Raw genomic sequence first — 13,880 nt, 5'->3', positions numbered from 1 at the left:
TTGCCCTCCTGTTTTGGGATTGCCGGTGCATCAAAGTGATGGGCGATAACCATTTCATTGATGCAGCCCATCACTTCAAGGCTCAGCCGTTCTCTTATCTCTACAAATAAGGTGGGTGAAAATGGCGCTTCATTGGTAAAACTGCTGTAGCCTAAAAAATACTGCATAAACACGTTTTCCTGTATCTGCTGTACCGTTTCACGGTCGCTGAGTTTCAGCATGTGTTTGATGATAACAGCACCTATAACAATCCTGCCGCTGATGGGCGGGCGGCCTTCGGAGGATTTAAAGCTCTTATTGTACTGATTGACCATCTGGTCCCAGGGCAGCAACCTGCTGAGGTTTACCCAGCGGTTCTCCCGGGTCAGCGCCTGCTCAAAAGGGGTTTCAAACCCGCATATTGTCAGTTGGTTAGGACTTACATACCCAGGCGTCCGTGCAGGCTTTTTGGGGTTATCCTTACGGTTTCCTTGCATCTGTTTTCAGCTTTTGCTGCAAAAAGATAATCATTTTCACCCGGTTAGATAAATCTGGAAGTTATTGAGCAAGCCCTAAGTAAAGGATGCCTATAGCCTTTGAGTATTTGCAAAGGCAAGGAATTCATTGATCTTCCAGCCCGCAACAAATACTCATTTGAAAATATATTGTTTAAGTATAGAACTAAAGCCGAAAATTGTACGTTGAGCCCGAACCGCTGCTAATGCTTGCACATAGTTGATGTGTAACAATGTCCAGCCCTGCTTTTGCAAATGATTTTGTTGGCAGCTGGGCTTTCATGTCTAAAGAATTACTTTTATTAAAACTTTTCAACTGGGCAAGTCCTACTTAAAATAAAAGACAGTGCTTTTTCTTCACCAATTAGAAGTTTTAAAAGAACAAGTTCTTTATTACTATCAATTTGGTTGTAATATTCCGTTTCAGTTGGATTTATATCCCTTTGTAATTTTGTGATTCTCTGCATTTTGTCTTTATAAAAACCACAACTACAACCTTCCTCTCTTAAAATGATTGCTAACAATGCCCGTTCTTGTTCCTCTGTCTGTAAATCATTCTTGTACAAATATTTTAAATACTCATATGCATTGTATATACTGCTGCAATTGGCTTTTATGCTTTGCTCATTTTGAAGCAGTTTGTAAATTGAAGTTATTTTTTCAACAGTAGAATCTATTTTGGATTTTTGAAGTTGTAGTTTGGAATTGTATTTAACAATTGAGTCTTCAATAATTAAATATGATTCACGTAAGTCTTGCATTTTGAAATAACTTTCTAAACTATTGTATTTATATTGTAAACATAAGGCTTTGTTGGATGAATCCATGTAGTACCAACTGTCAATTCTTTTCCAGATTGAATCGTTGACTTTCCGATTAGCCTTAATTAAGCTATCGTAGTAATTTATAATTTCCTGATTTAAGCTCGTACTAGTACTATTAGAAAAATCATTAAACTTGTTTGTTATTTCAATTCCCCAATTTTCACCTTCATCTAAAGGCCTTTCGAAAGTAACTCCTGTACTGTCCAACGCTATGTAGTGTGGTTGGAGAATGTAATCATTAAATTCAGGTAATTTGGAGATTTTCGATTTACTCAATTTAGCATATCTAAACAATGCAAATACTTTGGCAAAATCATTTATTCTTTTGTAGTTGTAATCGTATTTGTATAGAATTGGAGCAATCGAATTAAAAGATGTAGAATCTGTTCGATTATCACAAATATCTTTTCCTAATAATTTTACCATTGAAAAGTAAATCTCTTCTGAATTTACAATTCGTGGCCTCTGGTTATTTTTAACAACAAGTTCATCTTCATTAAATGAAATAAATAACGGGACATCTGTGACTTTCCAATCCCCAAAATCACCTAAAACATTTCTGGCTTTTTCTTTCTCAATTTCATTTCTTATTTTATTCAGGATTGAATACTGAATTATTGGAGCAATATCAGAGTAAATTAATGACCACCCAATATTTAAATTTGCTAAGGCGGGATGGATTAATATTTCTCTTTTGCTTTTATTATCATACGAGGAATAGCCACTTCCGTTTGTTGTGTTTTGTCCATATGACAAACTTGCTAATCCTATCCCGTTACCTTCTTTAAAATTTGTAAGCGAATCGTAGTTTGTATAAGTTAAATTGTAAGCAGCATAAACATCTTCAAACTTTAGATCGCGAACATATTTTACAAAGCCTTTAGTTTTATATTTAAAAACTAAAGTGCCAATTTCCTGAGGCTTGTCAATATTAGTTGGAAGCCACAACATACTATCAAGAGCTGGCAACTTTTTGTCGACTGCTATTGCACTACCAAAAATTACCCCTCCGAAACCTCCTTTGCCTAGCTTCATTTTTCTGAATGTTCTATTAGAAGGTTTACTATATTCTTTTCTCATAAAGTCCTTGTACTGGCTGGTTTTACTGTAGTATTCCGATGTTGTGGTTTTTGGCTGAAATCCGCCACTTGGTTTTTTCGGAGAGGGAGGAGGACTTTTTGTAGGTGGTGCATCGGGGAAATTTAAATCATTTTTAAATGGTTCCAATGATGATTCGTAACGACTGCTTTCATAGGTTTTGTGTAATTCGCTTACAACATTTTTAATTTTATTCCTTTGGACATTTGCATCTTCAAACTTTGAAATACCTTTTTCAAGTGCCTCTTGTTGTGTTCTACTATTTCTTTGGATTTCAAATGCTTCACTCTCGCTAATGTCAAAGTAGCTCGTAAGTATATTATTTAGACCACCTAATGCATCCCCATCAGTATACTTTGAAATTGTAGCAATAGCTTTCTTAAAATCTACAGGTAAATTTGATGTAGAGGGAATTGTTGTAATGCTTGCAAAGCTAATTTTCTTTGTTTTTGGTAAGCCGAGTAACTTTTTTATTTCGGGGGAATATCCTATCGACTCATACTGCTGTGCAAGGCTTTGTGATAAAATGGCCAACATTTTTTCGCCACCAGAAGGGTGAGCTTTTTCTGCGGATAAATATGCCCATTCGATTTTTCGAATTGTTGGAAATTTGTTCCACTCATTCCTAGAAATATTATTTGGCGGTATAAAACCAATTCTTTGTAATTCATCATCTATAATATTGGATTGATTATATGTATACTTTGATATAGTTTCAAATGCTTTTGAAACATTTTTGTCATTTCGTTGACTTGAATTTTGGCTAAATACTACGTTTAAGAGTAGTATAGATAATGTAGTAAGAAAAAATTTTTGAAATAATGCTCTCATTTTTTGTATGATTTTAGTATTTCCAATAAATTTTGTTTTTCTCTTTTTGCTTCCTCGGTAAAAGAACTATCAGATACTGTTAACAGCAAGGCGGCTAACATTTTTGGGCCATGAAGCCTGGCTTGAGAAATAACTTTCATCCAAAAATCATAAGGAGCTATTTGACTTGAATGTTGAATCTTATGTAATTCAATAATAGTGACATTTTTATCTGTTGGATTTGCTTTTTTTCGTAGCCGATTCGCTTCATTAATTAAAGTCTCTGCCTCGTTGAACGGAACAGTTTTACTGATGGCTTCTATTATAACTCTTGGAACATCATCAGGTTCAACCATTGGAAAAACTGGAAAACTATCTAAGATATCAACATTATCAGGACTGCTTACAAGATGAGGTGTTCTTTCATTAATTGCCTGTCTTATGCCTTCGATAACAAATAAGAAAGCTTCATCGATATCACTCCAATTCTTTAATGGTTTTCCATCTTTAGGTAGCGCCTGAAGCTTTGCGAAAATTGTTGTTTTCCAATCGCAGGATCTTACGATAATTGGTATCACTTTGGCTTTCCCTAAATTATGCTTTTCAACTGCTTTTTTGACCTCGATATCATTGCAGTAGTCTGAAGCGATAAAGTCTGAACTTACTAAAAGTAAAATAATGTCCGCTTCTAAAAGTTTCGAATTAATTACCTTGTCCCATTCCTCTCCAGGGTTTATCATTCTGTCATTCCATATCTCAACTTCATGGTTCCTTTTCATTGTAGACAAGTGTTTTACTAACTCCACTTTATAAATTTCATCTGGATGAGAGTATGAGATAAATAGTTTTGGTCTTTGCATTTTATTTTTTATTTAGAAGCTTAGACTTGTGTTGGCTGTAGCCTTGCCACCAGCGTTTGTACTGCCGCAACTCCAATATATAAACGTTTACAAACATTTGCAACCGTTTAAACACGGTTTTTCTCACTTTAGGTGAAATTGTATTCTTCCTATTTCAGGGGCAGAGTTCCGAAGCACATTTTTCGTTCAAAAAGGCTTAAAAACTCTACCCGGGCTTAAAAGCCGCCATGAAAAACCAGCCGATGAACGGATTGCGACGCAACGAAGCCGCCATAAAATAACGTCGCTGGTACCATAATCGTGAATGGTGAATCGTGAATGGTGAATCGTGAATGGTCAATGGCTTGCATGCTCCTGGCTAAAAAGCTAGCCTGGCATTTCCGCAACAAAAAGTTCCATGCCGGCCTGCAGGTATAACCCGCTAACCAACATGGAACATTAAGCAAGGCTTCGACAAGCTCAGCCTGACAGCCCTTCTAACACCGGCTTCGGCAGACTCAGCCTGACATACTACTGCTTACCCAGGTCTTTCACCCGTATGTTGCGGAACCAGAGCGTATCGCCGTGGCCGAGGAAACCGATATGGCCGGTGGTCCTTTTAAGGCCGGGATGGTCTTTGCCATCGGCGGTTCCATTTTTAGAGGCTTCGGCTATGTCTCCGTCAAGTATGGTGGTGCCGTTGAGGATCACTTTTATTTTACTGCCCGTGGCGATTATTTCTTCGGTGTTCCATTCGCCTACGGGTTTCAGAAAGCCGCGTTTGGCGGGTATTACGCCATACACGGAGCCGTGGTACTGGTATTCGTGCAGGTCTTTGTATATCTCCGCCTCGTTATCCAATACCTGTATCTCCATGCCTACGTAGGCGGCGTCGCCTTCCAGCGGGGCACGTATGCCGATGCCGTTGTTGCCGCCGGGGGTTAGCTTAAACTCGAAACGGAAACTGAAATCGTTGTATTCATCTTTGCTGTACAGGTTGCCATGACCACCATTTTTGGGGTGCACGGCTATGGCGCCGTCTTCGGTTACATAGTCCGTCTTGTTGCCCACCCACTCATTCAGGTTGGTACCATCGAACAACACTTTGTACCCTTCTTTCTGCTCTTCTTCGCTTAAAACAAATGGTTTGGTAGATGGCAGCTCACGTATGTATAGGTCGCGGTACCACACGTTGGTGCCATGGGCCTGCAGTTCAATCTGCTCTTCGGTAAAGAGCGGTAGTTTACGGTCCCAGTAGTTTTCCAATACGGTGTTGTTTACCACCAGTTGGCCGTTGAGGTAAACGGTAACACGTTCCCCTTTCATAATAATGTGGAAGCTGTTCCATTCGCCAATGGGGTTGTCGGCCATCACCAGCGGTTTGGAGGGATTGTTCTGGTTATTGTACAACCCGCCGGAACCTACTTCGGCGCCTACATCGCGGCGGGAGGTATCCCATATCTGCACCTGTGGCGTACCACGCAGGTAAATGCCGGCATCGCCGTCTTTGGTTATTTTCCAGTCCACATACATTTCAAAATCGGCGTATTTTTTTATGGTACACAGGTTGTCGCCATGGCCGTTAAAAAGCAGTGTGCCATCCTGTACGCTCCAGCCCTGCCGCATTATTTCATCGGCCTTTTTTTGGTGGGCTTCGAGTGTATCAGCGTTCATCTTCGCCCTTTCAATGGGGTTGGCCACCAGGCCCTTCCAGCCGGTAAGGTCTTTACCGTTAAACATGGGCACAAAACCTTCGCCTTCGGGCATTTCGGCAATCAGTTTGCGCAGGGCCTGTTTCTGGTAATCACTGTCTGGCCCTTGCAATGCGGCTATTGTTTTTTCCAGTATCTGTTTCACCATGCCGCCGTTCAGGTCAAGGCCTGACAAAGCGATGTTCATCACCACCGTGGCGGCCGGTTGCTTCAGTTCGGCGTTATCCAGAAAACTGGCTGCGTGTAATAAGGCGGGCAGCGTTTTGCAATTATCCAGCTCGCTTAATACAATTAGCTTTTGCTCGTTGGTTTGCGCAATGTCCATTGCCTTGTGCAGGTATAACAGCTTTTGGTCATCCGGCGCACCGGATTTTATGGCCAGTTGGGTATATCCCTTTAACAGTTGGGTGAGCATGGCACTGTTGCCGGGTTGTTCCGCCAACAGGAAAAGCGGTTTGAGGGCTGAGGCATCCGGCCAGGAGGATAGCGATGCGATGATGGCCTGTTTGCTGGCATCATCTCCCTGGTTAAAAGCGGCAGCAATGGTTTGCTGCGCCGCCAGGCTGCCGGTTGCGGATAGGATGGGGTAGAAGCGGGCTTTTTTATCTGGGGGCGCCTGCTGCATGGCTGTTAATGCCTGCTGTACCCTTTGGGCGGAATCTGTAATGCCGGCCGAAGCTGCAATGATGGCTTGCTGCACAGCCTGTGTATTGGCTTCGTTACCGGTTGTAAGCAACAGGCTGTACAAAGAGGGTAATGATGTTGGCGCCGCCAGGCTTTTTAACGAGGTGAAAGCGGCTTTTTGCAGGCTGGTATCATTGCTTTTGGTTAGGGCCAGCGCTTCAGGAAAATAAGATTGGGCGGAGCGTTCTGCCAGTACTTCCATTAATGCGGCTTTGGCAGCAGGAGGCGCGGTGCCAAGGGCTGCGGCGGACTGGTGAACCACTTCCGTTCCTGCAATTAACAGCAGTGCATTTTTAGCGGCGGTTATTTCTGCCGGGTTGCCTTTTTTCATAATGCCCAGCAAAGCAGGGATAGCTTGTGCATCGCGGAGCTTGCCAAGGCCGTTAACTGCGGACAGTCTTACGGCCGGGTCAGTATCTGCCAGTGCGGATATAAAGGCTGGCGTAGCTTTAATGATCTTATTATCAGCAAGCAGCGTGATGATGCCGCTTTTCAGCCATTTGTCTGTAGTGGTTAATTTTTTCATCCACGGCGCGGCGTTGGCATGGGTAAGGTGTTTACCGGCCAGTAACAAAACGGCGCCCTGGTATTTATGGTCTTTTACGTCAGCTTCTTTCAGCAGCAGCGGCATGGCAGCTTCGCCCTGCGCCTGCACGGCTAACTGCAGCGCTGCACTTAGTGTGTGCGACTGCCGGGCGTTGTAAGTTTTTTTAAATGTATTCAGCAACTCGGCAGCGGCTTTGGCTGCCTGTACTTTTTGTCCGTTGGCAATTAGGTTATCCAGGTAAACCAAATAATCGGAAGTGGCATTGGCCGGTTCATATACCCAGCCTGTTTTGCCCGCAGCGGCTTTCAGTGTTGCAAGCGATGCAGGGTCTGCAATCTGCGCCAGCGAATAGAGGGCCAGCTTTTTTGTTACAGCATCGGCAGATGCAGCAAGACGGGTGAGCGCAGCAACAGCGGGCTGGTAACCGGCGTCGCCAAGTGCCTCAACAATGGTGGCCTGCACCTTACCGGTGGTGCTGCCCAGTTTATCCAGCAGGGCTTTGCCGGCAGCAGGGCTGTGTATTTTAGCAAGCGCCCTTGCGGCAGGGTCGGCAAGTTCCTCATCTGCCAGGTAGGTAACAAGGCAGCTTATGTTTGCGTCAGTTGCCACCACCTGCAGTTGGCTGATGATAAAGGCTTTAGTTACCTTATCATTGGTTTTGTTTAAGGCATTGCAGTAAGCGGTGGCCGCCTGTTTTTTTAAAGCGTCCTTACCGGTTTGAACCGTGTAATAACTGAACGATTTTACGGCGTATTCAACACGGGTATTGTCGCCCTGGCCCGGTGCTTTCAGTGAAAGCAGCAAAGTTTCCAAACCTTCGGTACCCAATGTAGCCATAGCTTCGTTATTGGCCGCAAGCTGCTGGTTGTTGGTGGCGGGCACCCTTGCCAGTAAGTCGGCAATTTTGGTAGTGGTCGTACGCTGGTCTGCCTGGGCTTGCAATAGTATTGTTGCGCAGCAGGCAACCGTTAGTAAAGAGAGATATTTTTTCATGTTGGTTATTGATGGATGTAATGATGTTTTAGTAAAGAACTTTTTATGTAAGCCGTTTTGCTCTTACAAACCTGTTATCTACTTTTTTGTCTTGACACAAAAAAGTAACAAAAAAAGTCAAGAAAGAAACGATATACAGCCCGTTTCTTTCCTTCGCCCTGATTTGGCTTTTGTACTACTGTGACTTCAACTATTTATCGTTAATCGCCTGGCTGTTCATCGCTCAACTTCCTTATTGTTGCCTTCAACAGAGTTTATCCCACTTGTTGCAGGGTCCAGCCTGCCACATTAATTGCAGTCCAGCTTAACAGATTAAAGAACATTTTTTGGTGGCGGGCGACATAACCCTGTAGCGGCATCGTTGCGTCGCACTACGTTCATCGGCAACAATGCTATGGAGCTTTTACCGAAGCGTAGTTTGGCCTCACCCCCAACCCCTCTCCAAAGGAGAGGGGGAGATCTACGCTTAAAAGCTCCCCAATGAACCGGACGATAAAGTGCTTGATTATGGTTGGTTCTTTCACTGAAAGATCCAATCATAACAAAATCATATTTGCAACAGGCGATGCCACGGAGTTATGTCGCTGGTATCATAGTCGTGAATGGTGAATCGTGAATGGTGAATGGCTGTTTAGGCTCTGATTATTTATAATCAATACCGGGTTGAATTCCGACCACAAGATGAATCTCGAACAAGGAATGTTAAATGCTGAAGTAGAATGCCCCCACTCACCATTCACCACTCACCAAATGAATATCGAACAAGGACTGTTGAATACCGAAGTAGAATGCCCCCACTCCGGCGCCTGCCTGAAAAGTTTTTGGTAAAAAGCAGTGCTGGCCTGCTGGTCGCTAACGTAGAGTATGGTTTGTATAAGTTGTATGTGTTTCATTTGTTGTGAGGGTGAAGTAGAATTCCTTTTGTTTTATGGGGTGCTGTTCTATGGTGATGTAAGATTCATTTCATTAACATCTTTGTTTATTTTAATCCATTCTGCGTGTTTGTCAATATCCTTGGATACCGGATTTGTTATCATAAAGAGAGGTGTTAGATAAAGCACCTCAACTGTTCGCTGGTTGTAACCCAGGGCCCCTACATCCTGCATTTGTAATTCAACCTTTTTAAAGCTTAAATGCCCGTTTTGATATAAGATGGTCTGGGTTTGCCAGGCCCCCGCTGCTAACAAAAGTTTAAGTGGGCCCCAGGTTATGACAGCAACAGATATTGACACCGGTAGAATTAGCCCGATAATTTTTTTTCGGATAGGTTTTAAAAAAAATAAGTTCCACATCAAAACTAAAGGGGTGGCAATCAGTAAACCTTTGTAAACAAAATATTTAAGTAACTGGCTTTTTATATCAAAGTTTGTGAGTTCTTCAATAGAGAATAATGCAACCATTATTATAAAAAGAATGTTTACTGCTGCTGAAGTGATTTTAGTTGTTCTCATAAAATAATACCCGCGAATGGTTATTGTGGCTTTAAAGAACTTGTTTTGTCCACCCGGAGCTGATGCTGGTTTTGATGAATAGTTAGGGCTAAAACTGAAATTGAATGCCCCGCACTGCTTTTGCAAACCCATTTACTGCGGGCTGTCTATTGTTTAACCCATTTGTTATTTTCCCACTTGTAAAAAGTGGTCTTACCGTTTTTCCAACCCACATGCTTCCAGCTAAATACGGTCTTACTTAATAAACCTCCTGAACCATATTCATAGGTTATGGATTTCTTTTTCTTCCAATCAAGTTGTTTTACAAGTTTACCTGTCGAGTCAAAAGTTTCTACTTTGGTCAAATTTCCATTAGTAAAATACCTGTAATCAAAAATATTTCCATTTTGGAAGTAGGCCTTGATAATTCCCACGGCTTTACCCTTGGAAAATTTTCCTTCAGTTTTTTTATATCCATTTGAAAAAAACTCTACGTGGTAGCCATTACATGCTTTGCCGCCGCATAAAAAAAGCAAAGTGCCTTTATGGCCATTCACAATTTCTACAATTTCTGAAGTTTGTCCGATGATTAAATGCGAAAAAGATAGCGATAAAAGTATCAATATCAAGCGTTTCATATTATATGAGACAGTTTTAACCCGTTAGGTGTTGCAGGAAATTTCGGGCCAACCTGTATTTGTTGGCAGGTGCCGTGTTTTTTCACTGTATGCAAATGCGAATAACCAACACTTTCAAATTAGTAGTCCTTAATTTTTGCAAAGTCTTCTGCAGGGTCAACATAATAATAGCCTAATCTTACCGATGAAGTCTTTTTGTATGGTCGTTCATCAGTAAGTATAAGGTCTGCCCGCTTGATAGCAAACCATATCCATTCGTCCATTATACGTGAAATAAAATGATGGGTTGATGTGTCTGAACCCTGGTAAAGAAGTAAACTGTGCCATGTGGCGTTAGATCTATTTTTTTCTGCCCACACCTTAACTTCTGAAACAGTCCAGCTTTTTTTACGTTCTAATGCTGATTGTGGATACGCTAGCTGCGCCAGCGTAAATAGCAAAATTGTCAGTATAAATTTTGTCTGCATTGAATTTTATTGGTTTTCATTTACAATAACAGGCAATATCAAGAAACGGTACAATGAATAAACAGAACAACTCTAATTCTGTTCAGAAGCATTCCGTAGAAAATGTTCACAGTTATAGTTTTCGGTTCTTCCTGTACATGAGCGCCTTTGTCTGATGGTGGCAGCACGGAACACATGTAGGCTGCAGTTAAAATTGTCGGTAGTCTGCATATGTCATTTCCTCAAAAGTAGTTTGAAGGCCTGCAGCGGTTGCCTTTAACTTAAATAGTTCATATCCGGTAAATCTACCTTTTATAGTTACGGTCTCACCAGCTACAATCTTCTTTATTTGTCTTAGCTTTTGTGAAACTTCTTGAGCCTTGAATAAGAAATCCTTTAATAGAATGAGCTGCCTGTCTTTTTTGCTCCTTTCAATTTGGGTTATTGTTAAAGAACCAACGTCAAGTAAATCCCTGTACGATTTTCCAGATGTATTCCACCCCTTCTGATTTTTCCACCAACTGTAGTCAATATTAAAAAATGAATCCTCGCTTATTTCACTAATTGATTTTTTATTTGGCGACCATACCCAATCAACAATCTCTTGAGGTAACCTGATATTGTGGTAATCAACATAATGTTCAAGCCCTACGGGCCAAACAAATTTGCCGTCTGTGAATTCTTTACTTCCGAGAACATCTTTCCCACAACGAAACCTGCACCAGCTAGAACCTAAATGTATAACGGGCGTTCTTACTCCATTTCTCAGGTGGTATAGAATTCTTTCTTTTACTGTTTGGTCCCAGGAATTGTCCACGAACCAGGCAGGGTCTGGCAAGCTTGGTTCAAACAGGCTGTGCCAATAACCGATTATTTTCAAATCGTTTGTTTCCATATAAAAAGTAAGGCGTGATAAAATATTAGTATAGTAACAACCTACGGCCCGGTTTTGCGTTCGGCGGGGCATTTGGAAAACGTCCAGCCCGGACTATAGCTGATTAGCGAAAGTGACGATTAGTATATATTCGTCAGCCAGCATAGCAGAAAACCCCGTAACCGCTGCTAAATTTATAACTAAAAGTTCATTATTTGTTCTATTGCTCGGCGTTATTCGTCGGCTGGAACTGAAGCTGATTCGCGAACAAAAAGTTGAGAATATATTCGTCGCCCCGCCATATTGGCAAACCGCCTGGTGTAGGCAGTTTTATTTTGTCAACCGTAAAAAGTAGCCTCTATTGGAATAGTCTGGCGTTGAAAGTTTCCATAACTGTCCGCACACAAGACATTCATAAACTTGGTAGTCAATGTCTTTTCAGGCTGTATTTACAAACTTTCCCATTTTAATGCTTTTGTCATTAGCGATTTTCATTGTCAGCACTAGGTCAAACTCCTCAAAGTGAGCTTGTGTGAGGAAAAATTTTATTTCAGTATTAAAACATTTGTAGCACATAGTTTATACACTTTTCAATGTCTGTCCCCAAAACCTGTAGACAGCAAGAAGATTGATTAACCCATACAAAAAGCCGTATGTCAAAATATAGTGTCTTGGTATTCCACTTAACTGTGTCAACAAAAGAAAAAATACACCAATGCAAAATGCAGCAATACCGGTCATTATGGGAATTGACAAAGCAAACAAAAAGTTTATTCTCTTTACAGTAAACTGAATCGTCAAATAGAGAAGGTATGTCAAAACCAACAAGAATTGCGCAAGCATAAAAAATTCGTCACCCTTATAAGTCGTGTGTCTTGTGAAATTTGTCGCCCAATAAAAACAAAAGCCGACTACTGTCAACCCGTAAATGATACTGTAAATAATTAATAATCGAACTTTCATTAGGTGTCGAAAAATTGCCTACAACGTCTCGGTATTTGCGATGGCAGGATATTAGCATTCCGTCACGCCGATACCGAAGTTGATTATTGTTTTATTGTTGACGATAACATTTTGTTGCTTAATTATTAACGTCCAGCCCGAACTAAAAGCTGATTAAAGATTTGCTGCCGATTGTTCTTCCGTCCAGCCCTGCTATTGCAAATACTTTTGTTGGCTGTAGTTTTAGTCAAGCAATATGAAGCTGCTTGCTATTTTGTCAAATAAAGGTTTGACAGTATCGAAAGCATATGAAAATGTAACCATTGTCAAAATATATGTCTTGCCATCTTTGAAAGTCACAAAATCATAATTATGCATTTGTATATCGCTACCTTCATTTTTGTGTGTCTCAATTAACCGCTTAAATTTTTTTCCGTTAAAAGTTGTATCTCCTCTGTCAATAAGTTTGAAATTCTTAGCATCGGGAAGATACTTAAGGAAATCTTCAAATGTCTTATCTAAATTTTTGTTGGGTGTTTCAATTATGTTGATATTAAAATTGTCTCGTGACGTGTCAGCCTTGCTCAAAGGTGTCCTGTAAGCGAGCAATTTGATTGCAGGATAATTTTTGTTCACTCCATATTTCCATCCTGTAGGAATGTTAATTGAAAAATGATTTATCGTGTCTTTGAAAGTCACAAATGATTGTCCACTCGCTTGAATTATAAAAACTGTGAAAAGTACCAGTAAAAGATGTCGCATGTTTATGAATGAAGTTTTTTTACTCTGGTTTGTCAATTCGCCCTTGCTTGGTCTAAGAAAAAATTACAGCCAACGTTTGTATTGACGTATTAGCTGCACAATCAAAAATATACAATCTATTCATCCTCAGTGCCATTCTATTGCGTTTTTTGTGTAGCAGGATTGCGTCAATGAATCCATCCTTCTAATTGTTTCGGCGCTGCCTCCTTCATTACCGCTGCCTTGACATAAACCCCAGATGCTGGCTGGCACCCGGTAGCCCAAATGACCATTAAAAGTACCCTGATCCTACGCTTCAATAAAAGCTCCATAGCGGGCAAGGCGTACAAGTGAGTGACACAACTAAAGAATCATATTTATTCTTCAGCCTCGGACCATAATTATTCTTCTTTAGCGGAAGATGATATTCCCTGCTCTGTGGATGATAGTCAACACCACACGACAACCCGCCTGCCACGGATAACAGCAACTGCCCCACCCACGCCAGCCCGTAAGAAACTGGGAAAAGCCGCTTTTCTACCTGCGGGAGATAAAAATGCAAACAGGGAAGATGGCGTGAACCATACGGAAGACTGCCAAACGGGCACGGAAGATGAGTTGAAGCATCGGGAAGCTGACATTGTTGCCTCAGACGATCTTCCGTAGGGAGTGTAATTTAAACTGTGTCAAGGTTATTTTTCACGTTCCTTTTTCCGGCCATGGCCGGAAAAAGGAACGTGAAAAATTTTTAGAAAATTGCGGCCATCCTCCCCTCGAACATAATGCTCAGTTGCTGTATGGTTAAGCT

Annotated in this window: 10 protein-coding genes; all 10 read right to left on the bottom strand. The window is 41.3% G+C overall.

The window, feature by feature from the left end; translation table 11 throughout:
- Positions 1–476: transposase (locus F0364_RS14510; protein ID WP_207632557.1), on the bottom strand; the 476-nt coding region annotated here is incomplete at its 3' end.
- A 320-nt stretch (positions 477–796) separates the two neighbouring features.
- On the bottom strand, positions 797–3,247 hold the full coding sequence (locus F0364_RS14505) for a hypothetical protein (RefSeq protein ID WP_153798515.1): 2,451 nt from the start codon (positions 3,245–3,247) through the stop codon (positions 797–799).
- The gene (locus F0364_RS14500; protein ID WP_153798514.1) at positions 3,244–4,086 is read right to left on the bottom strand and encodes a toll/interleukin-1 receptor domain-containing protein; all 843 of its coding nucleotides are present in this window, start codon (positions 4,084–4,086) and stop codon (positions 3,244–3,246) included. The genes F0364_RS14505 and F0364_RS14500 overlap by 4 nt, the downstream gene beginning before the upstream one ends.
- A 510-nt stretch (positions 4,087–4,596) precedes the next feature.
- On the bottom strand, positions 4,597–8,001 hold the full coding sequence (locus F0364_RS14495; RefSeq protein WP_153798513.1) for a DUF1080 domain-containing protein: 3,405 nt from the start codon (positions 7,999–8,001) through the stop codon (positions 4,597–4,599).
- Between the two features lie 743 nt (positions 8,002–8,744).
- Entirely contained in the window at positions 8,745–8,894 is a 150-nt protein-coding gene (locus tag F0364_RS28950; protein ID WP_207632682.1) for a VOC family protein, read from the bottom strand.
- Positions 8,895–8,942: 48 nt separating this feature from the next.
- Positions 8,943–9,584: a hypothetical protein gene (locus F0364_RS14485; RefSeq protein ID WP_153798512.1), complete on the bottom strand. Its 642-nt coding sequence runs from the start codon at positions 9,582–9,584 to the stop codon at positions 8,943–8,945.
- A 14-nt stretch (positions 9,585–9,598) separates the two neighbouring features.
- Complete coding sequence (locus tag F0364_RS14480; RefSeq protein WP_153798511.1) at positions 9,599–10,069, bottom strand: toxin-antitoxin system YwqK family antitoxin; 471 nt, start codon at positions 10,067–10,069, stop codon at positions 9,599–9,601.
- A gap of 119 nt (positions 10,070–10,188) precedes the next feature.
- Positions 10,189–10,536 carry a hypothetical protein gene (locus F0364_RS14475; protein ID WP_153798510.1) on the bottom strand — a complete coding sequence of 116 codons (348 nt, stop codon included), beginning with the start codon at positions 10,534–10,536 and terminating at the stop codon, positions 10,189–10,191.
- Between the two features lie 187 nt (positions 10,537–10,723).
- Complete coding sequence (locus F0364_RS14470) at positions 10,724–11,410, bottom strand: hypothetical protein (protein ID WP_153798509.1); 687 nt, start codon at positions 11,408–11,410, stop codon at positions 10,724–10,726.
- 1,164 nt (positions 11,411–12,574) lie between these two features.
- Entirely contained in the window at positions 12,575–13,093 is a 519-nt protein-coding gene (locus tag F0364_RS14465) for a PsbP-related protein (RefSeq protein ID WP_153798508.1), read from the bottom strand.
- Positions 13,094–13,880 lie beyond the last annotated feature (787 nt).

Source organism: Foetidibacter luteolus (assembly GCF_009650435.1).
GTDB classification, from domain to species: Bacteria; Bacteroidota; Bacteroidia; order Chitinophagales; family Chitinophagaceae; genus Foetidibacter; species Foetidibacter luteolus.
The sequence above is the reverse complement of the archived record's forward strand: the minus strand, read 5'-3'. Positions and strand labels throughout refer to the sequence as shown.